This is a genomic window from Roseibium algae (assembly GCF_037783265.1).
GTDB lineage: Bacteria > Pseudomonadota > Alphaproteobacteria > Rhizobiales > Stappiaceae > Roseibium > Roseibium algae.
Genome location: NZ_JBAKIA010000007.1, coordinates 98755 through 122853 on the forward strand (window position 1 = coordinate 98755; position 24099 = coordinate 122853).

General features: G+C 52.0%; 24 protein-coding genes. 10 read left to right on the forward strand and 14 right to left on the reverse strand.

Annotated elements, in window-relative coordinates; genetic code table 11:
• Positions 1 to 55 precede the first annotated feature (55 nt).
• On the reverse strand, positions 56 to 1405 hold the full coding sequence (gene mnmE / locus V6575_RS12655) for a tRNA uridine-5-carboxymethylaminomethyl(34) synthesis GTPase MnmE (protein WP_340274913.1): 1350 nt from the start codon (positions 1403 to 1405) through the stop codon (positions 56 to 58).
• A gap of 106 nt (positions 1406 to 1511) precedes the next feature.
• Between mnmE and V6575_RS12660 the strand changes: the two genes are divergently transcribed.
• On the forward strand, positions 1512 to 3527 hold the full coding sequence (locus V6575_RS12660; protein WP_340274764.1) for a thioredoxin domain-containing protein: 2016 nt from the start codon (positions 1512 to 1514) through the stop codon (positions 3525 to 3527).
• Here the strand turns inward: V6575_RS12660 and V6575_RS12665 are convergent.
• The 4 genes from V6575_RS12665 to hemE form a co-directional block, all read right to left on the reverse strand.
• On the reverse strand, positions 3524 to 4090 hold the full coding sequence (locus tag V6575_RS12665) for a GNAT family N-acetyltransferase (protein ID WP_340274765.1): 567 nt from the start codon (positions 4088 to 4090) through the stop codon (positions 3524 to 3526). The two genes, V6575_RS12660 and V6575_RS12665, sit on opposite strands and share 4 nt — an antisense overlap.
• A 140-nt stretch (positions 4091 to 4230) precedes the next feature.
• Positions 4231 to 5496 carry a transcription termination factor Rho gene (gene rho, locus V6575_RS12670; protein ID WP_340274914.1) on the reverse strand — a complete coding sequence of 422 codons (1266 nt, stop codon included), beginning with the start codon at positions 5494 to 5496 and terminating at the stop codon, positions 4231 to 4233.
• 271 nt (positions 5497 to 5767) lie between these two features.
• Positions 5768 to 6196, reverse strand: coding sequence for a protoporphyrinogen oxidase HemJ (hemJ, locus tag V6575_RS12675; RefSeq protein ID WP_340274766.1), 429 nt, complete (start codon positions 6194 to 6196; stop codon positions 5768 to 5770).
• A 2-nt stretch (positions 6197 to 6198) separates the two neighbouring features.
• Positions 6199 to 7227: a uroporphyrinogen decarboxylase gene (hemE, locus tag V6575_RS12680; protein WP_340274767.1), complete on the reverse strand. Its 1029-nt coding sequence runs from the start codon at positions 7225 to 7227 to the stop codon at positions 6199 to 6201.
• A 365-nt stretch (positions 7228 to 7592) separates the two neighbouring features.
• On the opposite strand from hemE, the gene V6575_RS12685 reads away from it, so the two are divergent.
• The 5 genes from V6575_RS12685 to dnaQ all read left to right on the forward strand — a co-directional run bounded on the left by V6575_RS12685 (position 7593) and on the right by dnaQ (position 11396).
• A complete protein-coding gene (locus V6575_RS12685; RefSeq protein ID WP_422785569.1) occupies positions 7593 to 8501 on the forward strand; it encodes a pyruvate, water dikinase regulatory protein in 909 nt (302 codons plus the stop codon).
• A gap of 47 nt (positions 8502 to 8548) precedes the next feature.
• Positions 8549 to 9142: a Maf-like protein gene (locus V6575_RS12690; protein ID WP_340274917.1), complete on the forward strand. Its 594-nt coding sequence runs from the start codon at positions 8549 to 8551 to the stop codon at positions 9140 to 9142.
• Positions 9139 to 9984, forward strand: coding sequence for a shikimate dehydrogenase (locus V6575_RS12695; RefSeq protein WP_340274768.1), 846 nt, complete (start codon positions 9139 to 9141; stop codon positions 9982 to 9984). Before V6575_RS12690 ends, V6575_RS12695 begins: the two co-directional genes overlap by 4 nt.
• Positions 9981 to 10568, forward strand: a complete 588-nt coding sequence (gene coaE / locus V6575_RS12700; protein WP_340274769.1) for a dephospho-CoA kinase — start codon at positions 9981 to 9983, stop codon at positions 10566 to 10568. The genes V6575_RS12695 and coaE overlap by 4 nt, the downstream gene beginning before the upstream one ends.
• Before the next feature lie 108 nt (positions 10569 to 10676).
• Complete coding sequence (gene dnaQ / locus V6575_RS12705) at positions 10677 to 11396, forward strand: DNA polymerase III subunit epsilon (protein WP_340274771.1); 720 nt, start codon at positions 10677 to 10679, stop codon at positions 11394 to 11396.
• Between the two features lie 25 nt (positions 11397 to 11421).
• Here the strand turns inward: dnaQ and V6575_RS12710 are convergent, their stop codons facing one another.
• Positions 11422 to 12282, reverse strand: coding sequence for an aminoglycoside phosphotransferase family protein (locus V6575_RS12710; RefSeq protein ID WP_340274772.1), 861 nt, complete (start codon positions 12280 to 12282; stop codon positions 11422 to 11424).
• Between the two features lie 27 nt (positions 12283 to 12309).
• Positions 12310 to 13296 (reverse strand): 2-hydroxyacid dehydrogenase, encoded by a 987-nt coding sequence (locus V6575_RS12715; RefSeq protein WP_340274774.1) that lies wholly within the window; start codon positions 13294 to 13296, stop codon positions 12310 to 12312.
• Between the two features lie 257 nt (positions 13297 to 13553).
• Between V6575_RS12715 and V6575_RS12720 the strand changes: the two genes are divergently transcribed.
• Positions 13554 to 14078 (forward strand): SH3 domain-containing protein, encoded by a 525-nt coding sequence (locus V6575_RS12720; protein WP_340274775.1) that lies wholly within the window; start codon positions 13554 to 13556, stop codon positions 14076 to 14078.
• 89 nt (positions 14079 to 14167) lie between these two features.
• Here V6575_RS12720 and fabI read toward each other — a convergent pair whose 3' ends face one another.
• The 3 genes from fabI to fabA all read right to left on the reverse strand — a co-directional run bounded on the left by fabI (position 14168) and on the right by fabA (position 16879).
• Complete coding sequence (fabI, locus tag V6575_RS12725; RefSeq protein ID WP_340274776.1) at positions 14168 to 14977, reverse strand: enoyl-ACP reductase FabI; 810 nt, start codon at positions 14975 to 14977, stop codon at positions 14168 to 14170.
• An 11-nt stretch (positions 14978 to 14988) separates the two neighbouring features.
• Positions 14989 to 16212 carry a beta-ketoacyl-ACP synthase I gene (gene fabB, locus V6575_RS12730; protein ID WP_340274778.1) on the reverse strand — a complete coding sequence of 408 codons (1224 nt, stop codon included), beginning with the start codon at positions 16210 to 16212 and terminating at the stop codon, positions 14989 to 14991.
• A gap of 160 nt (positions 16213 to 16372) precedes the next feature.
• On the reverse strand, positions 16373 to 16879 hold the full coding sequence (fabA, locus tag V6575_RS12735; protein WP_340274780.1) for a 3-hydroxyacyl-[acyl-carrier-protein] dehydratase FabA: 507 nt from the start codon (positions 16877 to 16879) through the stop codon (positions 16373 to 16375).
• Positions 16880 to 17238: 359 nt separating this feature from the next.
• On the opposite strand from fabA, the gene irrA reads away from it, so the two are divergent.
• Positions 17239 to 17676 carry an iron response transcriptional regulator IrrA gene (irrA, locus tag V6575_RS12740; RefSeq protein WP_340274782.1) on the forward strand — a complete coding sequence of 146 codons (438 nt, stop codon included), beginning with the start codon at positions 17239 to 17241 and terminating at the stop codon, positions 17674 to 17676.
• Here irrA and V6575_RS12745 read toward each other — a convergent pair.
• Positions 17668 to 18231 (reverse strand): GNAT family N-acetyltransferase, encoded by a 564-nt coding sequence (locus tag V6575_RS12745; protein ID WP_340274783.1) that lies wholly within the window; start codon positions 18229 to 18231, stop codon positions 17668 to 17670. The genes irrA and V6575_RS12745 overlap by 9 nt on opposite strands.
• Positions 18195 to 19019: an endonuclease III gene (gene nth / locus V6575_RS12750; protein WP_340274785.1), complete on the reverse strand. Its 825-nt coding sequence runs from the start codon at positions 19017 to 19019 to the stop codon at positions 18195 to 18197. The genes V6575_RS12745 and nth overlap by 37 nt, the downstream gene beginning before the upstream one ends.
• Positions 19020 to 19041: 22 nt before the next feature.
• On the opposite strand from nth, the gene V6575_RS12755 reads away from it, so the two are divergent.
• Both V6575_RS12755 and V6575_RS12760 read left to right on the forward strand, forming a co-directional pair.
• On the forward strand, positions 19042 to 19590 hold the full coding sequence (locus tag V6575_RS12755) for a DUF2244 domain-containing protein (RefSeq protein WP_340274787.1): 549 nt from the start codon (positions 19042 to 19044) through the stop codon (positions 19588 to 19590).
• 114 nt (positions 19591 to 19704) lie between these two features.
• On the forward strand, positions 19705 to 20037 hold the full coding sequence (locus V6575_RS12760; protein WP_340274789.1) for a hypothetical protein: 333 nt from the start codon (positions 19705 to 19707) through the stop codon (positions 20035 to 20037).
• Here V6575_RS12760 and V6575_RS12765 read toward each other — a convergent pair.
• Together V6575_RS12765 and mutS are read right to left on the reverse strand one after the other, a co-directional pair.
• Positions 20009 to 21208 (reverse strand): MFS transporter, encoded by a 1200-nt coding sequence (locus V6575_RS12765; RefSeq protein WP_340274790.1) that lies wholly within the window; start codon positions 21206 to 21208, stop codon positions 20009 to 20011. The genes V6575_RS12760 and V6575_RS12765 overlap by 29 nt on opposite strands.
• 101 nt (positions 21209 to 21309) lie before the next feature.
• Complete coding sequence (gene mutS, locus V6575_RS12770; RefSeq protein WP_340274791.1) at positions 21310 to 24045, reverse strand: DNA mismatch repair protein MutS; 2736 nt, start codon at positions 24043 to 24045, stop codon at positions 21310 to 21312.
• Between the last annotated feature and the right edge of the window lie 54 nt (positions 24046 to 24099).

The following is a 24099-nucleotide window of genomic DNA, read 5'->3' on the forward strand; positions in this document are numbered from 1 at the left end:
TGTTTCGTTCATGAATCGATATATGAAAACCCTGATGGATTCACGTGAAACAAATTCATTTACCCACACAGAAATCCCGGAAGATCACATCGAGCAGATCTTCAACATCGATGCGGCCCGTGATCCGGCCGAGGGCATCAGCCGCCCGTCTGAGATCCTCAGCACGCAATTCCCCTGGCAAGTGATCCTGTGCAATTCCCTGTCTCAGAGCCGACTGGCATTCACACAGATAATGTCGGTGACGCTGCCGGGTCGCCAAAGGCGCTTCACCGACCGATATCATTTCATGTGCGAAACCGGAAAGCTCTGCCAAGAGCAGATCCATTCCCTCTGTATCAACCGTTGAACAAGGGATTTCCTGCTTTATTCCGGAAGAGTCTCGTTTCGGAGGAGTCTCAAGATCTGCCTTTGTATGAACGATCCAAACCGGAACCGTCTCGAGAACATCGGCGCTCAGACCGGAGGAGATGTCGTCAGGAGCGTGCCCTTCTGGCTCCATTGCCCAAAGGATCAAGTCCGCTGCATCCCCGCGTGCCCGTGCTCGGCGAATACCTTCTTGCTCCACCAGACCATCCGTAACCCGAAGCCCTGCTGTATCCACGAGTGTCACCGGATACCCACCAAGGTCGAGATGAACCTCAATCGCATCACGGGTGGTTCCGGCTTCCTCTGTCACGATGGCAACCTCCCGCCCCGCAATCGCATTCAGCAAACTGGACTTGCCAGCGTTCGGCGCGCCCATCAGGACCACCTGAAGACCAGACCGGAGCCGCTCACCGCTTCGAGACTTATCCAAGTGTACTCCAATTTCCGCGGCCAGCGCTTCTGCCTCAGTCCAGACCTGATCCGCGACGCTGCCTGGAATATCTTCTTCATCAGCGAAATCGAAATCCGCTTCAATCATCGCCCTCATATGAATCAGCTGCGTCCGCCATCCCTCGTAAAGCCTCCCAAGTTCGCCGCCCATTTGCCGGAAGGCCTGTTTGCGCTGAGCCTCTGTTTCAGCCGCTATCAAGTCTGACAGGCCCTCAACCTCAGTCAGATCCATCCGACCTCGGTCAAATGCCCTGCGTGTGAACTCGCCAGCATCCGCTGGCCGCAGACCATCAAAGCCAGAAAGCACCTCGAGAATGCGCGCGACAACTGCCCGCCCACCATGGCATTGCAGCTCGACAACATCCTCCCCGGTGAAACTCGATGGTCCCTTGAAGAACAACACCAGAGCCTCGTCCAGAACGTCGCCCGTAGTAGGATCCGTCAAGCGTCTCAAAGCCGCATTACGTGGCAATGGAACAGCGCCACATAGATGGATGAGAACCTGTTCAACAGAGGGTCCAGACAAACGAATAACAGCCACGCCGGATGGCAAGGCTCCACTGGAAAGGGCGTAGATCGTATCTGACATCATTCTCACATCAACTGTCTGGAGCGATCCGACAAGTCCAGCTTGCACTTGTCGCTAATTTGCTAAACCCTAGGGCAAATCTATCCTTGAAGGACCATAGTTTCCAATGAGCGAAAACCGCCTTGCAAAGTCGACTAGCCCGTATCTTCTCCAGCACAAGGATAACCCGGTTCATTGGTACACCTGGGGCGAAGATGCGCTTGCCGCAGCCGAGGCCGAGAACAAACCCATTCTTCTGTCCGTCGGATATGCAGCCTGCCACTGGTGTCATGTCATGGCGCATGAGAGCTTTGAAGATCCAGGAACTGCAGAGGTAATGAACCGCCTGTTCATCAATATCAAGGTGGATCGTGAAGAGCGGCCGGATATCGATCAAATTTACATGAAGGCGCTGCATGCCTTGGGTGAACAAGGTGGCTGGCCGCTGACAATGTTCCTCACACCGGAGGGCGAACCTTTCTGGGGCGGAACCTATTATCCCAAGGCGGCACAATGGGGTCGCCCCTCTTTTGTCGATGTACTGAATGGCGTGTCCGATACCTTCGCAACGGATCGGGAGCGAATCGACACCAACAGCCAAGGCCTCATGGAAGCGCTTAAGGCAGAGATCACGCCAACCGCCCCCATGGATCGCAGTTTGATGTCGCACGCCGGAGATCGCCTTCTTGGCCTGTTCGACCAGGAGCATGGGGGGATCAAGGGCGCGCCAAAGTTCCCTCAGGCTTCCGTCATGGATCTCATCTGGAGAACTGGCCTGCGAAGCGGAAACGACACGGCGAAGGAAACCTATCTTCACACACTGCGCCAGATCAGCAACGGCGGCATCTATGATCACCTTCGCGGCGGCATTGCCCGGTACTCGGTCGACCACCTCTGGCTCGTCCCGCACTTTGAAAAGATGCTCTATGACAACGGACAATATCTCAGTCAGCTGGCGATAGCGTTTCAGACCACAGGTGAAGATCTGTTTCGTCGTCGAATCGAAGAAACGGCAGATTGGCTGATCAGCGAGATGCAGTTGCCCGGTGGTGCATTTTCCTCAAGCCTCGATGCCGACAGCGAGGGCGACGAAGGCAAATTCTACGTCTGGACCTCAGATGAAATCTCGGAAGTCCTCGGCGATGAAGACGCCCTGATCTTTGCCAAGGCCTATGATGTCCATCCAGCTGGCAACTGGGAAGGCGTTACGATCCCGAATCGTCTGAAGACACCGACTGTTTCTGCCCGTGAAGAAGCCCGCCTAACCAAGCTTCGCGCAAAACTTCTGGCCAAGCGCACAGAACGCGTCCGGCCTGCCCTGGACGACAAAGTCCTCGCAGATTGGAACGGCTACGCCATTGCAGGGCTTGCGCGTATCAGCGGACTTGTTTCACGTGAATCATATCTGAAGGCCGCCCAGCAGGCTTATACCTTCGTTATGATCGAAATGATGAAGGACCACCGCCTCGGTCATTCATGGCGCAACGGAGAACTTGTCTATCCAGGTTTTGCCACAGATCAATCCAGCATGCTGCTCGCAGCCCTGGCACTCGCTGAGGCTGATCCGGCAAATGCAGAGCGCTATATCGAGGATGCAGAGACACTCGCAAAAGCCTTGGAAAATCATTACCGCAGTAACGAAGGCGCCTATTATCTGACAGCGGACGATGCGCCCGGCCTGATCACACGGCCCTACAGTGTCGCTGATGAAGCCACACCCAATGCCAATGGTATGACGGCAGAAGGCTTGTCCCGGCTTTATCTACTGACTGGCAAAACCCATTATCGGGACCTGGCAGACAAACTTCTGATCGCCCTCTCCTCAGAGGTTCCCAAAAACGTATTTGCGACTGCGTCATTGCTCACAGGATTTGACACACGCGTGAATGGTCGACTTGCTGTCATCGTTTCTCCGGAAGGATCGGATCCGAATCCATTCCTGAAGATTTTGAACAAGGCCGTTGATCCAGCACTCATGACAATGGTTGTTCAGTCAACGGACGATTTTCCGGACGGACATCCAGCCAAACTCAAGAATGCGGTTGATGGCACATTGACCATATATCTCTGCCGCGAGGGCGCCTGTTCGTTTCCGATTCAATCTCGCAAGGATCTTGAAACAATACTCCAGCGTATTGACTAGCGGACCGAAGTGTCACGCCAAGTGGATCTCTTCAATCGGTAAAGAACATGTGCTTCAAGCGGATGTCCTTCTTCCAATGCTGGATGGAGAAAATCGTCAGCGGGATTATGAACCATACCGATCCGCTCCATGACACGCCTCGATGGTTGATTGGTCACCGTGGTGAAAGATACAATTTCTTCAAGATCCAGAACATCGAAACCATATTGAAGCCAAGCCTGGGCAGCTTCGGATGCATAGCCTTTTCCCCACGCTGATCGATCCAGCCGCCAGCCAATTTCAATACAAGGATCAAACGGCAAAGGCTTGTTGTATTTCGGACGTGACAAACCAACGAAACCCAGAAATTTTCCGGTGAGTTTTTCTTCAATCGGCGCAAAACAGACACCGTCTGCTTCCTGTTTAGCCATAGCCCTATTCATAAGGGCATCACTCTCTTCGCGAGACAGAGGTGAAGGAAAATAACGCATAACTTCAGGATCAGCATTCAAACGCGCCAAAGGGGCTTGATCAGCTGTCTGCCAAGACCGAAGGATAAGACGTTCAGTTTCAAGATAGATCATAAAGGATATCCTGATCGATAACGAATCAACCAGGAAGCTTCTAAGGCTGATTCACGTGAAACACTTACTTAACAAAAAGTAAAAGCGCGACAGTTTAAAACCATCACGCTTTTTTATAAACAAATCGGAACCGAATCCGATCAGGTGTTCATACTGTCGAAGAATTCATCGTTAGATTTGGTCTGCTTCAATTTATCGAGCAGGAACTCAACCGCATCAACTGTGCCCATCGGGTTTAGGATCCGGCGCAGCACGAAGGTCTTCTTCAAGCGTTCAGCAGGAACGAGAAGTTCTTCCTTACGCGTACCTGACCGCTGGATATCAATAGCAGGATAAACACGCTTGTCGGAGATCTTCCGATCCAGAATGATTTCCGAGTTACCTGTTCCCTTGAACTCTTCGAAGATGACTTCATCCATACGGCTACCCGTATCGATCAGCGCAGTCGCGATGATGGTGAGTGACCCACCCTCTTCGATGTTACGGGCCGCACCAAAGAAGCGCTTCGGACGTTGCAAGGCATTGGCATCAACACCACCGGTCAAGACCTTGCCCGATGACGGAACAACCGTGTTGTAGGCACGGCCAAGACGCGTGATAGAATCCAGAAGGATCACAACATCGCGACCATGTTCGGTCAGGCGCTTTGCCTTCTCGATCACCATCTCAGCAACCTGTACGTGACGCGTTGCCGGTTCATCGAATGTCGAGGAAACCACTTCGCCTTTCACTGTTCGCTGCATGTCAGTCACTTCTTCCGGACGCTCATCGATCAGGAGAACGATCAAATAACACTCGGGGTGATTGGTCGTAATGGACTGTGCAATGTTCTGCAGGAACATTGTTTTACCCGTACGCGGCGGAGCAGTGATCAGCGCACGCTGACCTTTTCCAAGTGGTGCAACCAAATCAATAAGACGGGACGAAAGATCCTTTCTGGTAGGATCTTCGATTTCCATCTTGAAGCGTTCATCAGGATACAGCGGTGTAAGGTTATCAAAATGAACCTTATGACGCGCTTTGTCCGGATCTTCAAAGTTGATCGTGTTGACCTTCAGAAGAGCAAAATAACGTTCGCCTTCTTTTGGGCTACGAATTTCACCTTCAACCGTATCTCCGGTTCTCAGGGAGAATCGACGTATCTGGGAAGGTGAGACGTAAATGTCATCCGGTCCCGGAAGGTAGTTCGCATCTGGCGATCGCAAAAAGCCGAAACCATCCTGCAAAACTTCAACAACACCTTCGCCGATGATATCGACATCCTGAACCGCTAAGTTTTTCAGGATAGCAAACATAAGTTCTTGTTTGCGCAGGGTGCTCGCGTTTTCAACCTCAACTTCCTCTGCGAACTGAAGCAGCTCGGTAGGAGTCTTTTTCTTGAGATCTTTGAGTTTCATTTCCCGCATTGAGTTGGGATCAATCATGTGGATTCAATATACCTGGATGGTCTTCTGAATACTCTAATTCGAAACTTGTATTGCAGAAGAGATAGGAAGAAGGATTGAGGACGCCAGATGGTCTAGGTTCAGACATGGCCCCGGTTATCAATGTAGGCTTAATGCTACACAACAGCTCCGGGATAAAGTTGGCGAGACCATAAGGGATTCGAAAAAAAACTGCAAGTAGTCATAAAGGCGTAGATGGCAGTTTTCCCCGCCATCTACCGAGAATTCGATGTCAGAATGGTTTTCCAATGACAAGAATTACAATGAAAATCATCAAAACGGTCGGAACCTCATTGAGAAGCCGATAGAACTTAGCTGACTTCTTGTTGTCATCGCGAGCAAAACGCTTCACGCAGCCAGTCAAGTATCCATGTACAGCAGACATCAACACTACAAGGGTCAGTTTCGCATGAAACCATCCCTCACTGAATGCGCCAATGTCATAAGCCGCCCACAGACCGAATATCCAGGCAGAGATCATAGCCGGATTAATGATCGCCTTCAGAAGCCGACGTTCCATGACTTTGAAGGTCTCAGACTTATCGGAGCCAACTTCTGCTTCAACATGATAGACGAACAATCGGGGCAAATAGAGCATACCTGCCATCCAGGCGATGATCGAAATGACGTGAAGTGATTTCACCCAATCATAAGCACTCATGCCTAGCCCCTCTTCACACGCTCAACCATACGCGCAACATTGTCCGGATCTGCATCCGGGGTCACACCGTGACCGAGATTAAAGATCAGCGGCCCTTTGTTAAAGGTTCGAAGAATATGATCAACGCCATCATCTAAAGCCTGTCCGCCAGCAACAAGCCGCATCGGATCCAGATTACCCTGGATCGGGACCTTCTTCTGGATTTCAAGCGCAAGGCTGTCAGGCGCTGTCCAATCAAGGCCAACTGCATCAACGCCTGTTTTGGCGATGTAGGTTTCCATACGCGCTGCTGATGATTTCGGGAAACCGATAATCTTGGCATTCGGCCGTTCAGCCTTAACGCCTGATACAATTGCCTTGGTTGGCCGAATGGACCATTTTTCAAAACCGGCATCATCCAGAACACCTGCCCAGGTATCAAAAATCTGAACCGCATCAGCACCCGCATCCAGCTGACGGATCAAATACCGTATGGAGGCTTTCACAAGATGTTCAATAAAGCGTTCAAGCAATTCTGGGTGCCGGTAAGAACCAACACGAGCTGCGATCTGATCCGGTGTTGTGTGACCGGCAACGGAATAACAGGCAACAGTCCAGGGAGCACCACAGAAGCCCAAGAGTGTGGTTTCCTTGGGCAGTTCAGCTCGTAGGCGAGAAACAGTCTCTATGACCGGTTTAAGATGATCCTCCGCCCGTTCCTGTTCCAAACGATCGACAAGATCAGATGAAAGAGGCTCCAGCACTGGACCACGCCCTTCTTCAAATCGGACTGGATACCCTATGGCGTCCGGTACGACGAAGATGTCCGAGAACAAGATGCTTGCATCAAAGCCATATCTGCGGATCGGCTGAAGGGTCACCTCGGTTGCAAGATCCGGATTGTAGCAGAAATCCAGAAAATTAGGTGCCTTTGCCCTGACTGCCCGATATTCTGGAAGGTATCTGCCAGCCTGTCTCATCATCCAGATCGGTGGCGGCCATATTTTTTCTCCAGCCAAGACTCGCATCACGGCACGATCTTTGGATTGCATAATGCGGAGTCCCTTTTCCCTTATATTAACTAAATAAGATTCTTAGTTTGGATCTGTTTCTTATTATTGTGAGTGGATTACCGGGATCATTTAACATTCACAATCTCTTACCGTCATATCCGATCCGGGATAAATCGTCGCGTGTTCTGGACAAGTTACCCTCCACAGGAGTCGATAACTCTGAATTTCTTTCAATTATAATAGCTTGGAAGGATTTTTACACTTTGTTAACGAAATTGGCAAAAGTGGATAACCTGTCCATGGCAGCGGGTCAGTGTGTTAATCCACATGCAGGGAAAGTCGTTTCGTGTGGAGTCATTTAAGAACTCGCTTCTGTTCATAAAAAACCGTCAGCGGGGATCAAAATGAGCCTGAATGGTAAATCAGGTGAATTCTCCCGCATTATCAACAGGGTTGGGGATGACTGCGTGAACAAGTCGAGGAATTATTTTCATCTTCATCTGGTGTCGGATTCAACTGGAGAAACGTTGATGACGGTCGCCCGTGCGGCAACGGTTCAATATGAAGATGTTCAGGAAATCGAGCACGTCTATCCGCTTGTTCGAACGCAAAAACAGCTGGATCGGGTGATCAGTGAGATTGAATCTGCGCCAGGTATCGTACTTTACACTCTCGTTGATCAGGGCATTTCAGATAGGTTGGAGCGAACGTGCCGTGACCTTGGTGTGCCTTTTGTCAATATCCTAACACCTGTGTTTTCAGTGTTTCAGTCCTATCTGAATGTTACGCAAACCCATCGCATTGGTGGTCAGCACGAACTTGATGCTGAATATTTCAAACGCATCGAAGCGATGAATTATACGATGTTGCATGACGACGGTCAGGTCTGGGAGGATCTGGAAGGTGCAGATATCGTTTTGGTTGGGATTTCTCGCACCTCAAAAACGCCGACCTGCATCTATCTGGCAAACCGGGGCATCAAGGCGGCAAATGTTCCCCTGGTTCCGGATATCCCTTTGCCGGCACATTTGTTGAATTTAAAAAAGCCGCTGGTCGTTGGACTTGTGGCAAGTGCCGAACGTATTCAACAGGTTCGCCGTAACAGGGTTCTGTCTTTACAGGCAGAAAACTACAACGATACCTATGTTGACCGGAAGGAGATCGCTCGCGAGATCAATATGGCCCGAAGGCTTTGTTCCGATAATGGTTGGCCATTGATTGATGTCACAAGGAGATCAATTGAGGAAACCGCAGCCGAAATAATGGCGCTTTACCGAACCTATAAGGCTGAAATCCCGGGGATCACGATCTGAACCTTGCGGATGAAAATCACTAGATGAAAATATTGGGAAGGGCCGAAATGGCACTGGTTCTGGCAAGCGGGAGTAAAATTCGCGCTGAATTATTAAAGAACGCCGGGCTTGAGATCGAAATTGATCCATCTGATGTGGATGAGCGGGCAGTTGAGGCTCCCCTGATTGAGGCTGGCTTTCTGCCCGAGGATTTGGCAACTGTTCTGGCTGAGGCCAAGGCGAATGATGTCAGCTCCCGCCGTAAAGGTGATCTTGTGATTGGCGCAGATCAAATCCTCGCCTATGAGGGAAAACGCTATACCAAGCCGGATGATATGGAAGCAGCGCGGCGTCAGCTCTTGAGCTTTTCCGGAAAGACCCACGAGCTCTTGTCTGCTGTGGTTCTATCCTACAATGGCGAAGCGATCTGGCGGCATGTATCAACAGCGCGGTTGACCATGCGCGATCTGACACCGGCATTCGTTGGAAATTATCTGGGAAATGTTGGCGAAGTAGCGCTCAGCAGCGTGGGTGCTTATCAGCTCGAAGGTCCCGGAATTCAGCTGTTTGAAAAAATTGATGGCGACTATTTTACCATTCTTGGTTTGCCACTGATGCCGCTGTTTGAAGAATTGCGGCGTCAGGGAGTGATGGCAACATGAGCATTGTCCGCAAAGCGGCTATCACCGGCTGGCCGGTTGCGCATTCTCGCTCGCCGATGGTTCATGGATATTGGCTGAAAAAATACGGCCTAGAAGGCGAATATGGTCGCCAGGCAGTTGACCCGGACCTTGCGGAAAAATTCTATTCAGATTTCTCAGGTTCGGGATTGGTCGGCTGCAATGTGACGGTGCCGCATAAAGAAATCGCGGCAGCAGCTTGTGATGAGCTTGACGATGCGGCTGCGGCGATGGGCGCGGCAAATACGCTTTGGTTGGATGGAACCGGCAAGCTTTGCGGTGCAAACACGGACGGAATTGGCTTTCTTGGCAATCTCGACCAGCTCGCGCCTGGTTGGGATTCAGATGCCGGAACCGCGATTGTTTTGGGGGCAGGTGGTGCTGCGCGCGCGATTGTCTGGTCTCTTTTGTCTCGGAATTTCAAGAGTGTGCATATCTTCAATCGAACTGTCTCAAAAGCAATCGCTTTAAAGGAGGAGTTCGGTACCAGAACGATCGCTCATCCTTGGGATAAGCTTGTGGATTATCTGGGACAAGCAGATCTGCTGGTCAACACCACATCCCTTGGCATGACGGGCAAGGCAGCGCTTGAACTCGACCTTTCGGACTTGCCTAAATCGGCGTTGGTAACGGATATTGTCTATGTCCCGCTAAAAACAGATCTTCTTCAACAAGCAGAAGCGCGGGGAAATCGAACAGTCGATGGCTTGGGCATGTTGTTGCATCAGGCTGTACCTGGCTTTGAGCGGTGGTTCGGTATTCGACCTGAAGTGGATGAAAATCTGAGGTCGCTCATCCTGTCTGATCTGGAGCAAGATGGATGATTAGGATTGGCCTGACGGGTTCCATCGGTATGGGTAAATCGACGACTTCCCGGATGTTTGCAGCTTGTGGTGTTGCCGGACATGATGCTGATGCCGTGGTGCACATGCTTTATTCTGGTCGTGCGGCAGCTCTGATTGAGACCGAGTTTCCGGGTACTGTGATTGATGGAAAAGTCGACCGGACATTGCTCTCTCCGCATGTGCTCGGCAAGCCTGATGCTATAAAACGGCTGGAGGCCATCGTTCATCCGCTTGTGCGCGCTGAAGAGGCAGCGTTTTTGGCGAAAGCCTCTGCCGAGGGGCGCCGTGCTGTTCTGCTCGATATTCCGCTGATGTTCGAGACCGGAGGGGATGGCCGGGTGGACGTCTGCGTTGTTGTTACGGCAGATGCCGTGATCCAGCGCGCGCGCGTTCTTGCGCGGTCGGGAATGACGACGGAGAGGTTTGAGGCAATTCTCGCCCGGCAGATGCCAGATGCTGAAAAGCGCCGCCGTGCGCATTTCCTAATTGATACCGGGCTAGGTCTTAAGGCGACAAAAAGATCCGTCGAATGCCTTTTGAGAGCCATTGCCGCGCTGCCCTGACAGATAGGCCTGTAAAACCTGGCATTCTCGGGGAAAAGTTAGCCTGGCTGCTTGCCCCTGCCGCCATGGTCAGCAAATTTGAACTAAGATTATTGGTAGGGCGGTGATATGCGCGAAATATCCTTTGATACGGAAACAACAGGTCTGTATCCGCGCGGCGGCGACCGCTTGGTTGAAATTGGCGGTGTGGAGCTGCTCAATCACATTCCGACTGGCAATATTTATCACGTCTACATTAATCCTCAGCGCGACATGCCAGTCGAGGCTTTCAATGTTCATGGCCTCTCAGCAGAGTTTTTGTCTGACAAACCTCTGTTCCCACAGGTTGCTGATGAGTTTCTGGAATTTGTCGGCGATGCCACTTTGGTGATCCATAATGCGGCCTTTGATATGGGCTTTATCAATATGGAGCTGGAGCGGGCTGGGCGTAAGCCTATTTCAAACGATCAGGTCTTCGATACGCTGGGCCTGGCGCGGAAAAAGCATCCGTCGGGACCAAATTCCCTTGATGCTCTTTGCAATCGCTATGGGATCGACAGTTCGCGTAGGGTAAAGCACGGCGCGCTCCTGGATGCTGAGATCCTGGCTGAAGTCTACCTTGAGATGATGGGGGGCAAGCAGACCGCCCTTAGTTTGACGCCAGAAGAGGAAAAGAATTCTTCTTCAGAAGGAGCTGTGGCAAGTGATCAAGATGGGTTGGGCCGATTTAATGCCCGCCCACGGCCATCTCCGATATTTTCCTTGAGGCAGGACGCTGAATTTGCAGCTCATAATGCTTTTGTTGAAGGCATGGGTGACAGTGCGATCTGGAAAAAATACCAGCCTTGATTGCTGCCTTTGACGCGCTGAAAAGTTATTTTCCGAGCAGCCAGCGAACTGTATCGTAATGCTGGTCGCCAAAGTCACTGTCAAAACTCCATGCCATCGTCTGTGCGATGGTCCATCCACGTGCTCGTTCCCGGTCCAGACCTAAATCAGTTGATAGTCGGTCTAGACGGTTCAGCGCTGCTTGTCTGGAATGGCCAAATTCAAAGCTGCGAACGATTGGGGCCAAGGAAAAGGCCTTTTCGCCAGCCAGTGGCTTTGGATCAATCACAAGCCAAGGCTCTCGTTGCGCTGATATAATGTTGTGACCGTGCAAGTCCTGATGCAAGAGGACCTGTTCACTTTGGCTGCTGCCAAGGTGTTTAAGATGATCGAGAGCTGCTTCTACCAGAAAAAATTCGCAAGGCTTTCCGGCTTTCTGCCAATCAATCGGCATTTGCGATGCCCATTGATGTGCGATCTCCATGAGGCTTGGGAAAGGCTCTGATGCTGGCTTCCAAAGCCTTGGTAGAAGGTCAGTGATTACAGTCAATGGATCGGCAGTCTTACTGTCGGCAAGATAAAGACCTGGCTGGCATCGCTCCAGTAATAAGGCAGAGCGTTGAGGATTGTGATCCAGCAGCCTTATAGCACCGTTTCCGTTCCAGACAGAGAGTGCTGTTGTTTCATGCAGGCATTCAGGGGAAGGGAATTGAATTTTTAGAACGACCGGCTGGCCATGCTGCTCCGCTGGAACAGCAAGTGAAACGTTTGAACCGCCGAAAGGCTGGCCGAGATGACTCAGGTCCCAACTTTCAACGCACCTTTCGAACAATTCAGGAAGCCCTGAAAGCCAGTCTGACCCGCCGGGATAAGATTGAATGTGGGCAAGGCTGTCCGGAACGATCATACGCAACCCTGCCCTTTATTTTTCAGCTTAGAGCATCGATGGCAAAACACGGTCGGGTGGTCTATGGCCGTCCATGAATGTTCTGATGTTGATGATAACCTTTTCACCCATTTCGATGCGGCCCTCGATTGTGGCTGATCCCATGTGGGGTAGCAGCAACACATTGGGTAGTTTGACCAGCTTCGGATTTACGGCAGGCTCATGCTCGAAGACATCAAGACCCGCTCCGGCAATGTCACCTGCTTCTAGCAGTCGAATGAGAGCGTTCTCGTCAATGACTTCGCCGCGAGCCGTATTGACCACATAGGCGTCCTTTTTGAGGAGCTTCAAGCGCCGCGCGGACAAAAGGTGGAATGTGCCGGGCGTATGCGGGCAATGGATAGAGACAACGTCCATCCGTGCCAGCATCTGATCAAGGCTTTCCCAATAGGTGGCTTCCAGCGTTTCTTCTACATCCGAGTTCAGACGCCGGCGATTGTGGTAGTGAATGGACATGCCGAACGCCTTTGCACGGCGTGCAACGGCCTGGCCAATACGGCCCATACCGATAATGCCAAGGCGTTTGCCCCAGATTCGGTGACCCAGCATCCATGTTGGCGACCAGCCGGACCATTCTTCTGTTTCCAAAGCCTTGATACCGGCGGCAATCCGCCGCGGCACAGCCAGCATGAGCGCCATGGTCATGTCAGCGGTGTCTTCAGTCAGAACACCAGGAGTGTTCGTGACGTTGATGCCTCGGTTGTTGGCGGTCGACACGTCTATATTGTCGACACCATTGCCGAAGTTCGCAATTAATTTCAGGTTTGGTCCAGCCTGGGACAAGACTGCGGCATCAATCCGATCCGTTACTGTTGGGACCAGAACGTCAGCGGTTTTTACTGCTTCCACGAGTTCGGCTTGGCTAAACGGTTTGTCACTGTCATTCAGCCGTGTCTCGAAGAGCTCGCGCATACGAGTTTCAACCACATCCGGAAGTTTCCGGGTTACCACCACCTCAGGCTTCTTTTTCGCCATGCCACATGCCCTTTGCGTATCGTTGAGGTCTCGTTAACCACAACGGTCCCACCATAGCGCACCTTGCGGAGAACACGCACGCCAACCTTCTTTCTCCTTACCGAGATGGCAAGATAGAAACAAGGGCATGCGATTATCCCTGCTTTCCAATGCTCCGAATCGAACGGAGCTGGTTTTCGGGTGCCGGTTTCGATATTGATTTTGAATGATGTTGCTCAAACTTAACAATTGGACAAGCGAATAACATGGTGCGATTGATGACCCGGTTGACGGATATCCTTGCAACCGTCTTTCTGTTAACGGTTCTGTTGCTTGCGCCTTTTGAGGCAGCTGCACAGGGAACAACGACGGGTGCGAGCGGTTTGCCAGTCCCTCGTTTTGTGAGTCTGAAGTCAGATCGGGTCAATGTTCGCATTGGCCCATCGCGTGATCATGACATTGGGTGGACTTTTGTTCAGTCCGGACTACCTGTTGAAATCATACAAGAATTTGAGAACTGGCGTCGAGTTCGTGATTGGGAAGGCAAGGAAGGTTGGGTGTTTCATTCCTTGTTATCCGGACGGCGTACAGCTCTTGTAACACCGTGGGATCAAGGTGGAAAAACACCACTGCGAGCCGATTCAAAGTCAGATGCTGAGATGGTCGCCGAGTTGGAAACAAACGTCCTGGCAACGGTGGATAAATGTGCCAGTGGTTGGTGCCGGGTGCATGGGGAAGGCTATGACGGCTGGATTGATCAAACCCGTTTGTTTGGTGTTTATCCAGATGAAGTGGTTGATTAGACAAAATTCGGTCATTCAAGTCGTATTGAATTTAAAAAAAGGCGGCCGATTTGGCCGCCTTTTTTGTAGTCATTGTTCAGAAAAACAAATCAGCTGTCTCTCTCGTCATCTTTCAACACGTCAAGGCGTGGCATCGACATGATGTTGAAGCCACTATCGACAAAATGGATCTCACCGGTCACACCGCCGGAAAGGTCAGAAAGCAGGTAAAGACCGGTTCCGCCGATTTCTTCAAGGGACACGGTTCTTGTCAAAGGCGCGTTGCGCTTTTGATAGTTGAACATGACACGTGCATCCGAGACGCCGGAGCCAGCCAGGGTACGCACTGGACCAGCTGAAATCGCGTTTACACGGATGTTCTGGTCCCCATAGTCAGCTGCCAAATACCGAACCGACGATTCAAGTGCAGCCTTTGCCACTCCCATGACATTGTAATTCGGCATGACCTTCGTGGACCCGCCATAGGTAAGCGTGATCATCGATCCGCCATTTGGCATCAATTTAGCGGCCCGCTTTGCAATCTCGGTAAAGGAGAAGCAGGAAATCATCATGGTGCGGGTGAAATTTTCCCGCGATGTATCTGCATATTTGCCGCGCAGCTCCGACTTGTCGGAAAATGCAATAGCATGAACTACAAAATCGATTGTACCCCATTCTTCCTTGAGGGTGTCAAAGACCGCATCAACCGTTGAAATATCTTCGACATCACAAGGTAACAGAAGCTTTGATCCGACCGAATCAGCCAATGGCTTGGTGCGTTTTCCGAAAGCTTCACCTTGATATGTAAAGGCAAGCTCTGCGCCATGATCAGCGAGTGTCTTGGCAATACCCCAGGCAATGGAATGATCGTTCGCAACGCCCATGATGAGGCCGCGTTTGCCCTTCATAATATCTGACATCTTATTGATCCTCAGCCGTGGTATCGTGACATGGCGAGGGAAGCGTTCGTGCCTCCGAAACCAAAGCTGTTGGAAAGAACCGTATCCAGACCGGCATTATCGACCCGTTTGGTAACGATTTCGTCGGCCTTCAGAGCTGGATCCAGCTCTGTGATGTTGGCAGATGCGGTAATGAAGTCGTTTTCAAGCATTAACAGGCAGTAGATGGCTTCCTGAACACCTGTTGCTCCAAGGCTGTGGCCTGTGAGAGACTTGGTGGAAGAGACAGGTGGCTGATTTTCGCCGAACACGCGACGTACCGCTTCGACTTCACCGATGTCACCGACAGGTGTCGATGTTCCATGAGCGTTGATGTAATCGACTTTGCGATCACCCAGAGTGGATGTCGCAATGCGCATGCAACGTTCGCCGCCTTCACCAGAAGGGGCAACCATGTCATGACCATCGGAATTGGCGCAGTAGCCGGTGACTTCCGCGTATATTTTCGCGCCGCGGGCCTTGGCGTGCTCTAACTCTTCCAGCACGACAACGCCGCCGCCACCTGCGATGACAAAACCATCACGGGTTGCGTCATAGGCGCGGGAAGCTGTTTGCGGAGTGTCATTGTATTTCGAGGACATTGCACCCATCGCGTCGAACAGACAAGACAATGTCCAGTCCAGCTCTTCTCCGCCGCCGGCAAACATGACGTCCTGCTTGCCGAACTGGATCTGTTCTGTGGCAGAGCCGATGCAATGTGCAGATGTCGAACAGGCAGAAGTGATGGAGTAGTTGATGCCCTTGATTTTGAAAGGTGTCGCGAGACAGGCTGAGTTCGTCGAGCTCATGCCGCGTGTGACCATGAATGGCCCCATGCGCTTTGGCGCACCCTTCTCAAGAACGATCTTGTGAGCTTGGAACAGGTTTTTGGTCGATGGGCCTCCGGAGCCCATGATCAGGCCGGTGCGCTCATTGGATACATCGGTATCCTCAAGGCCGCTGTCCTCGATAGCCTGCTGCATGGCGATAAAATTGTAAGCTGCGCCATCGCCCATGAAACGGAGATTGCGCTTGTCGACCAGCGATGGAATGTCGATGGTCGGCATGCCGTGTATTTGGCTTCGGAAACCATGCTCTGCGTAATCTGGTGCAAAGCTGATGCCCGACTTGCCTTCACGAAGGCTTGCGAGAACTTCCTGAGTGTTGTTGCCGATTGACGACACAATACCCATTCCGGTGATGACCACCCGCCTCATCGCGATCTCCTATTCAATCATTTCTTGCCCGGTTTGGCTGGTATGGCCATCCGGTTCTGTTTGTTTTCAAAAAGGCACCGGCGCCTGTGGCGCCGGATATGACTTGCAACAATGGTAAGTCGCGAAAAAACTGTAAGGTTTTCGCAAACCAAAGAGCGCTTTAGCTTTTTGCGAGGCCAACGCGCAGGTCTTTCGCCTTGTAGATAGGTTCGCCATCGGCTTTTAGCCAGCCATCAGCAATCCCGAGAACAAGGCGACCTTTCATGACGCGTTTGAAGTCGATGCCGTATTCGACCTTTTTTACTTCAGGTGTCACCATGCCCTTGAACTTCACTTCGCCCGTAGACAGAGCCATGCCTTTACCTTCAAGACCTAGCCAGCCGAGATAAAAGCCAGTGAGCTGCCACATGGCATCAAGGCCAAGACAGCCTGGCATCACCGGGTTGCCCTGAAAGTGGCATGGGAAAAACCAGAGATCCGGCTTGATGTCGAATTCTGCGCGAATGAAGCCCTTGTCGTATTCGCCGCCGGTTTCGGAAATTTCCGTAATCCGGTCGAACATCAACATGGGCGGCAGAGGCAGCTGTGCGTTGCCGGGTCCAAAAAGCTCGCCGCGTGCGCAGGCGAGAAGGTCTTCATAGTCGTAACTGGAGCGCCGCTCGGTCATTCGAGGTCCGTCAATCTGTCTAGCATCCGGTTTGCAGTCGTTTTTGGCCGGATGTTGGGTTTGATCACATTGTTTAGAAGTTCTTCCTATCACAGGGGAAACGCCTTCGAAAGATCAAGTCGCTGGGAACTTTGAGCCTAAATCCAGACTTTCCTTGCTGATAATTAGGATCTTCATATCGTTTGGCGTGGTGTTTTGAGAAGCTCCGTCCCAGTTAAAACTTGCATGTTGTAGCCAACAAATGGCAAAACTAGGTGTGATGTCTGGATTGTTTGCCAATTAACGCGTCAAACACTAGATTTAGGCATGATGCAAAAGCGCGCTATAATAAATATAGTCTACGGGAACGAGATCTGGGAATGACCGACACGATGACGATACATCATGCCGAACATAATGTGCCCGATATGCTTCGGGGTGCCGGATTGCGTCCAACGCGTCAACGCGTGTCGCTGGCAGAGATCCTCTATTCCAAGGGAGACCGTCATATCTCCGCCGAGCTATTGCATGAAGAAGCAGTTGGGGCTGATGTCCCTGTGTCTCTTGCCACAGTCTACAACACGCTGCACCAGTTCACCGAAGCAGGGCTTCTGCGCGAAGTTGTGATTGATGGAAACAAGACCTACTTCGACACAAATATCTCAGACCACCATCACTTTTTCATTGAGGGTGAAAACCGGGTTGTCGATATTCCAGGTGAAGGTGTGGGCATTGGACAACTGCCACAAGCGCCGGAAGGTATGGAAATCGTTCGCGTTGACGTTATCGTCCGTGTTCGGAACAAAATTTCATCCTGAATAGCCTAGCGCCTTCCAGGAAAAAACCTCGATCGGGTCATTTGTTGCAGGGTAAGTTCTGCTGTGCGACCATGAAAAACCGATTGCTTTCAAGAGCTTGATCGACCGGTCGTTATCGGGGCTGACGATGGCGCAGAGTTCTTTAAACCCAAGATTATGCTCGGCATGAGCCAGAGTTGAGGTTGCAGCCTCGCGTGCATACCCTTTGCCGTGATAGCCGGATAAAAAGGCATACCCTATATCTGGAACGTCAAATCCGTCCCGGCGGTAAATCCCGCTGAAGCCGAGGAGTTGGCCGTCGCTTTTGCGTTGGGCCACATAGGATCCAAAACCATTAACTCGGTAACTTTGGAGTTGATTTATCTCGATATAAGCGGCGGCTTTGCCAACATCTGTGATGTCTTTGTTACCGATGTACGCAAGGTACCCCGGCTCATTCATCAATTTGAGGTAGAAGGCCGCATCGTCAAGGCAAGCCTCCCGAAATGCCAAACGTTCTGTGTTGTCAGGAACTTTTATCATGCGTCCAACCGTGTCTTGCCGGCGGTAATCCATCCAGCCACGCGCTCTGCTAATTCTGGAATGGCGTCTATCTGTTCTTTTTCCGTGCTCCGGCAAAGATCATAAATCACACAGCGTTTGCACTCTGGCTTTCGCGCCTTGCAAATATAGCGCCCGTGCAAAATCAACCAATGATGCGCATGCAGGCCGTATTCTGCTGGAACAGCTTTCTCCATGGCCTTTTCAACATCTAGCGGCGTTTTGCCGGGGGCGATACCAATCCGGTTGCCGAGCCTGAAAAGATGGGTGTCGACTGCTATGGTCGGATGACCGAAGTAGATATTCAGCACGACATTGGCGGTCTTGCGTCCGACACCTGGCAATTCTTCAAGCGCTTCCCGGTCATCGGGCACTTCTCCGCGGTGGTCACGGATCAGTTGCTCTGATAGCCGAACAACGTTTTTTGCTTTGGTCTTGAACAATCCGATGGTGCGGATTTCTTCCCGAACCCTGTCTTCTCCAAGGGCAACCATTTTTTCAGGCGTATCGGCGATTTGGAATAGGGTCTTTGTGGCACGATTCACGCCAACGTCGGTTGCTTGCGCAGACAGAACCACGGCGACCAGCAGCGTATAGGCATTGACATAGTCAAGTTCACCTTCCGGTTCCGGATTATCCGCATGGAACCGCTGGAAGATCTCATAGGCCTCGGCCTTGCTGTAACGCGAGCGCTTCAGAACCTTGCCTGGATTGTCAACGGACGGAGATTTCCGGGCCGGCTTTTTCTGGGCTGCTGGTTTCGGCGTGGCAGCGCGACGCTTTGTGGTCTTTAAATCTGTCATGCCCCCTCTATAATATCTCTTCATGACCACAGACAATCCGAAACCAGAGACTGTGCCAAAGATTGGGCCAACTAACGGAGGCGATGCAAAAGGCATTGAACAGCCGTTTTTTTCTGCTGTTCTCACCCCTTACCGCTCGTTGAGTCCCCGCGGCTTTATGGTCTTCATGATCTGTGTGGGGCTGGTCAGCTTCGTGTCGGGGATCGCCTTTCTTTCAATAGGCGCTTGGCCAGTGTTCGGGTTTTTTGGCCTCGATGTTCTACTGATCTATCTGGCATTTAAGCTGAATTACGCCTCGGCCCAAATCTATGAAGAGGTCTCTATTTTTGCGCATGAGATCGTCATTCGTAAGGTTGGACCTGGAAAACGGTATTCTGAGGTGCGGTTCAATCCGGTTTGGGTGCGCGTGTCCATGACGCGACTGATAGACGAAGGCGTGACTAAATTGTCGCTGACGTCTCGTGGTGAAACGGTGAGCCTGGGTGATTTTCTCAACCCGGACGATAGAACGAGCTTTGCCGGAGCCCTAACGAATGCTCTTTCGACTGCAAAGGCTGGCGGGCCTGGATAAGTGGCATCAATATTGGGCTGGTCTGGGTTTTATTTAAGCACGTTTAACGTGCTTATTTGAGATATACTCCCTGATAAAAATCTGCATCCAAACCTTATCAAGGGAATTGTCATCATGCCTGAATTCAAGCTGCCTCTTTCTGGCGATGTGACACAGTCCATCAATCCCTGGTCCGACATGTTCAATGCTTACGGCAGTCAATTCGGCCTGATCAACATCAATCTTGGCCGTTCATCGTCTCCGCAGATCGAACAAGATATACTTCGCGAAGTGGGCAGCTATGGACGCCAAATCGGTAGGATGGGAGATGCCTTGACTGTGCTGATCGACAAGCTGGAACCAAAACTCGGCGACCTGTCAAAGGAAGAGCGCCTCGCCCTTGATGTGTTCCGCGTCATGCAGGTTGAAATTGACGGGATCAAATCTCATCATCAGAAAGCGGACTAAAAGCCTGTCGAGGGACCTTTCGGGTCAGCATCAGCACTATGAACGCCATGCAAGCGGCGCCCACAGCCACGTAGACGACTGCGTGATAGTCGAATGCGCTGGCAATCATGCCCATTGACACTGTTCCGACCAAGCCGCCCATGAAAAGACTGTTTGAATAGATTGCAGTTGCCCGACCCGGTGTCTTGGGAATGAAGCTTTGGATATAGGTAATGCTTACCCCAGCAAACAGGCCGTAGTAGAAGCCCTCAAGTGCGGCAATGGTTGATGCTTGCCAGACTGTTGTGACCTGGGCCATCAATGTAAATGAGCAGATTGCCAGAAGGGACGCCGCTATCAGCACAGGGCGTGCTCCAAAGCCTTTTGCCAAGTGGGCGGCAAACAGAATAGAGAATACCTCGACAAGGCACTTGATGCTGAGCAAAAGTCCTGGCGTGAAGCCCGGCAGACCAACCTGTTCAATGAAGTATAGCGGTGAAACCGAGAGAAAGAGTACGTTTCCAAGGGCGAAAAATGTGCAGGCCAATGCTGCGAGCCAAAGAGCCCAGTCTGTACTTTGAAGTTGCTCGGTTTGCGGGCTTTTAGGCGGCGCTCGAAAATTACGAGTAACGATGAAGTACCAGGCTGTGAGCCAGATAAGGCCGAGGCAAATCGAAACAAGGTAGGTTTTCTGAAATCCGATCTGTGAAATCAGAAGGAACGTCAGAGCTGGGCCAAACATCCAGGCAATGGAGATGCCCATGCGCAGCAACGCATTGAATTGACCAGCGTCCAAGTCATGTAAGTTCGCATACAGTCGCCCATAGGTCAAAGTGGTTGCGGTCGCCCCACTTGAAAGAGCCATAAGGGGCGCGCCCAACACCACAAGAACAAGAAAATCGGGTGTGCTGGCAAGCAAGCTGGCAAACAGAAGATAGCCAATAACCGAAACGGCTAGAATTCTGCGGACCGGAACAGAGTTATCGATCAATTGTCCAACTTGTCGATTGATCAGCATGGAAAGTGGCGCAACCAAGCCGCTGAACAAGCCTATTTTCCAGGGAGGTTGATGCAAGCCTTCAACAATGAAATATCCCATCGCCGGGATCAGTGATGAAGTTGCTGTTGAGCCCAGGATCAGCAGAAATATGATCTTGAAACCCTGCGCAGGCAGTGTTGGAAAGGCAATCATGGGATTTTCCGAAAGATGTGCGTGGACCGCACATCAAGAAGTAAGGAGCACCATTATATTAGCTGGAGAATGCACCAATGTCAGTTTTTTGGGCGCTCTCATCAGCCTGCCTTGCCAGCATTTCTTGACGCTTTGAGGCGATAAAGCGCTTCCAGTGCCTCGCGGGGCGTCATGTCATCCGGATTGATAACGTCAAGTTCTTCTGCCACAGTGTCTATAGGATTGATAGCGCCATCGGCTCCTGCTGCATTGGTCTGGGCAAAGGCCGCAAACAGCGGGAGTTCATCAATCATGGATTTCGCCGGAGACTGACGGTCCTGTTCTTCCAACTGGCTAAGAACGGCCTTCGAACGTTCTACAACGCTGGTCGGTAAGCCTGCGAGTTTGGCCACCTGAATACCATAAGAACGATCCGCTGCCCCGGGGACGATCTCGTGAAGAAAGACAACATCACCTTTCCATTCCTTGACTTTCACAGTGGCGTTGGACAGCCGATCAAGCTTTTGGCTCAGTGCCGTAAGTTCATGATAGTGAGTTGCAAACAGGGCGCGTGATTTGTTGATCTCATGCAGGTGTTCTATGGTCGCCCAGGCAATGGAAAGCCCATCAAAAGTTGCGGTACCACGGCCGATTTCATCCAGAATGACAAGTGATCTGTCCCCAGCCTGATTAAGGATGGCTGCTGTTTCCACCATTTCTACCATGAAGGTCGACCGGCCACGCGCAAGATCATCTGCAGCACCAACACGCGAGAACAACCGGTCGACAACGCCAATATGTGCTGAGGCTGCTGGCACGAATGCGCCCATTTGGGCCATGACGGCAATCAGGGCATTTTGGCGGAGGAATGTTGATTTACCAGCCATGTTTGGACCGGTTATCAGCCAGATGTTGCCGGTCGGATCGTCGCTTTTGTCTGGCCCGAGGTTGGCATCATTGGCAACGAAGCTGTCACCACCAGAGACTCTCAGGGCTCGCTCGACCACCGGATGACGACCGGCCTTGATGTCAAAAGCACGGCTTTCATCGACCGTTGGCCGGACATGGGTCTCTTCCTGCGCCAGTTTGGCGAGGGCGGATGATACATCAAAAATGCTCAGGCCCTGCGCGGCTGCCTTGATCGCCTCCCCGGCTGCAACGATTTCTGCGGCAAGTCGCTCAAAGATCTCCATTTCGATGGACAGGGAGCGTTCCCCGGCGCTGGCAATCTTGGATTCCAGAGCGGCAAGTTCCGTCGTGGTGAAACGCATGGCACCAGCCATGCTCTGGCGATGAATGAATCGGCCCGGATCAGCAACCATCTTGTCGCTTTGTGCGGTTGGCGCTTCAATGAACCAGCCGAGCACATTGTTGTGTTTGATCTTCAGCGAGCGCACGCCCAGCTCTTCGGCAATCTCAGCCTGCAGCCGTGCAATCACTTTTCGCGATTCATCGCGTAATGCCCGGAGCTCATCCAGATCGCTGTTATAACCCGCTGCAACGAAGTTTCCGTCCCGCTTTAGCAGGGGCGGGTCTTCCTTGAGAGCCTGAACCAGTTCTGCGCCAAGTTCATGTGGGGCCGCTTCCAGGCTAGCACGTGCAGTGGTGACTTCAGCGGGGATAGAACCCTGAATGCTGCCGGTTTGTTCCAAAGCTTCGCGTGCTGCTGACAAACCTTGGGCAATGGATAAAATGTCTCGCGGGCCGCCGCGCTGCAAGGCAATGCGAGACAGGGCTCGGGCCATGTCTGGCGCGCCCTTCAAGGTCTGGCGCAGGCCTTCGCGCATCATCTCGTTTTCGAGAAAGAACTCAACGGCATCGTGACGACGGGAAATTTCATCCGGGTTGACCAAAGGTCCGGCGAGACGGCTGGCCAAAAGGCGAGATCCACCGCCCGTCACAGTTCGATCCAGGGTAGCGAGCAGACTGCCTTGCTTTTCGCCGCCAAGTGTTCGTGTCAGCTCCAGGTTCGCACGGGTCGCCGGATCGATCAGCATACGTCCTGCCCCGGCTTCCCGGGTGGGCGGATCGAGGGGCGGACGTTCGCCAAGCTGCGTTTTTTCAACGTAAGCCAGAATGCCAGCCGCTGCGGACAGTTCTGCACGCGAGAAAGTTCCAAACCCATCCAGGGTTTTCACGCCAAAATAATGCGCAAGCCGGTCCGCTGCCGTCGCGCTGTCGAAAAAAGCGCGCGGGACAGGCGAGAGTGAGCCGCCGGATTGTTCGGCCGTCTGGCGAATGTCGTTTTCCTGCAGCAAGCTGTCTGGGAGAATGAGCTCGCGGGGGGCGATCTGGGCGAGATCAGCTGCCAAACGTAAATCATCGGTCTCGGAGACCTGAAATGTGCCGGTCGACATGTCGATCCAGGCAAGACCATAGACGCTGTCGTTGTTGAGAGACCCGCCGCGCAGCCGCGTCATGGCGGCCAGATAATTGTTGGAGCCGGAATCAAGCAGCCTTTCTTCTGTCAAGGTGCCTGGAGTGACCAGCCGAACAACATCACGGCGCACAACGGATTTGGCCCCGCGTTTCTTCGCTTCTGCCGGATTTTCTGTCTGCTCGCAGACAGAAACGCGATGGCCCAGGGAAATCAGTTTCTGCAAATAATCATCGGCGGCGTGAACCGGTACGCCGCACATCGGGATATCTTCGCCCTGATGTTTGCCGCGTTTGGTTAGCGTGATGCCCAGCGCACGGGCCGCAATTTCAGCATCCTCGAAAAACATCTCGTAAAAATCACCCATCCGGTAGAACAGCAGGCTGTCCGGATTGGCGGTTTTGATCTCGATGAACTGGGCCATCATCGGTGTGACGCGGGCCTCAGCCGGAGCTGTTTTGGCTGACTGATTTTGTGACATGGTGTGAAACTAGCAAACCCTTTTCATGCTTTCACAAATGCTATGCAAGATCGC

Coding starts and splice junctions, on each gene's coding strand:
- V6575_RS12720 (WP_340274775.1), top strand. CDS start 13,554: ATGACCCGGTTGACGGATATCCTTGCAACCGTCTTTCTGTTAACGGTT.
- dnaQ (WP_340274771.1), top strand. CDS start 10,677: ATGCGCGAAATATCCTTTGATACGGAAACAACAGGTCTGTATCCGCGC.
- V6575_RS12755 (WP_340274787.1), top strand. CDS start 19,042: ATGACCACAGACAATCCGAAACCAGAGACTGTGCCAAAGATTGGGCCA.
- coaE (WP_340274769.1), top strand. CDS start 9,981: ATGATTAGGATTGGCCTGACGGGTTCCATCGGTATGGGTAAATCGACG.
- V6575_RS12765 (WP_340274790.1), bottom strand. CDS start 21,208: ATGATTGCCTTTCCAACACTGCCTGCGCAGGGTTTCAAGATCATATTT.
- nth (WP_340274785.1), bottom strand. CDS start 19,019: ATGACAGATTTAAAGACCACAAAGCGTCGCGCTGCCACGCCGAAACCA.
- V6575_RS12710 (WP_340274772.1), bottom strand. CDS start 12,282: ATGATCGTTCCGGACAGCCTTGCCCACATTCAATCTTATCCCGGCGGG.
- irrA (WP_340274782.1), top strand. CDS start 17,239: ATGACCGACACGATGACGATACATCATGCCGAACATAATGTGCCCGAT.
- hemJ (WP_340274766.1), bottom strand. CDS start 6,196: ATGAGTGCTTATGATTGGGTGAAATCACTTCACGTCATTTCGATCATC.
- V6575_RS12685 (WP_422785569.1), top strand. CDS start 7,593: ATGAGCCTGAATGGTAAATCAGGTGAATTCTCCCGCATTATCAACAGG.
- V6575_RS12745 (WP_340274783.1), bottom strand. CDS start 18,231: ATGGATTACCGCCGGCAAGACACGGTTGGACGCATGATAAAAGTTCCT.
- mutS (WP_340274791.1), bottom strand. CDS start 24,045: ATGTCACAAAATCAGTCAGCCAAAACAGCTCCGGCTGAGGCCCGCGTC.
- rho (WP_340274914.1), bottom strand. CDS start 5,496: ATGCGGGAAATGAAACTCAAAGATCTCAAGAAAAAGACTCCTACCGAG.
- V6575_RS12695 (WP_340274768.1), top strand. CDS start 9,139: ATGAGCATTGTCCGCAAAGCGGCTATCACCGGCTGGCCGGTTGCGCAT.
- V6575_RS12665 (WP_340274765.1), bottom strand. CDS start 4,090: ATGATCTATCTTGAAACTGAACGTCTTATCCTTCGGTCTTGGCAGACA.
- fabA (WP_340274780.1), bottom strand. CDS start 16,879: ATGACCGAGCGGCGCTCCAGTTACGACTATGAAGACCTTCTCGCCTGC.
- V6575_RS12690 (WP_340274917.1), top strand. CDS start 8,549: ATGGCACTGGTTCTGGCAAGCGGGAGTAAAATTCGCGCTGAATTATTA.
- mnmE (WP_340274913.1), bottom strand. CDS start 1,405: ATGTCAGATACGATCTACGCCCTTTCCAGTGGAGCCTTGCCATCCGGC.
- V6575_RS12760 (WP_340274789.1), top strand. CDS start 19,705: ATGCCTGAATTCAAGCTGCCTCTTTCTGGCGATGTGACACAGTCCATC.
- fabB (WP_340274778.1), bottom strand. CDS start 16,212: ATGAGGCGGGTGGTCATCACCGGAATGGGTATTGTGTCGTCAATCGGC.
- V6575_RS12660 (WP_340274764.1), top strand. CDS start 1,512: ATGAGCGAAAACCGCCTTGCAAAGTCGACTAGCCCGTATCTTCTCCAG.
- V6575_RS12715 (WP_340274774.1), bottom strand. CDS start 13,296: ATGGCGAAAAAGAAGCCTGAGGTGGTGGTAACCCGGAAACTTCCGGAT.
- fabI (WP_340274776.1), bottom strand. CDS start 14,977: ATGTCAGATATTATGAAGGGCAAACGCGGCCTCATCATGGGCGTTGCG.
- hemE (WP_340274767.1), bottom strand. CDS start 7,227: ATGCAATCCAAAGATCGTGCCGTGATGCGAGTCTTGGCTGGAGAAAAA.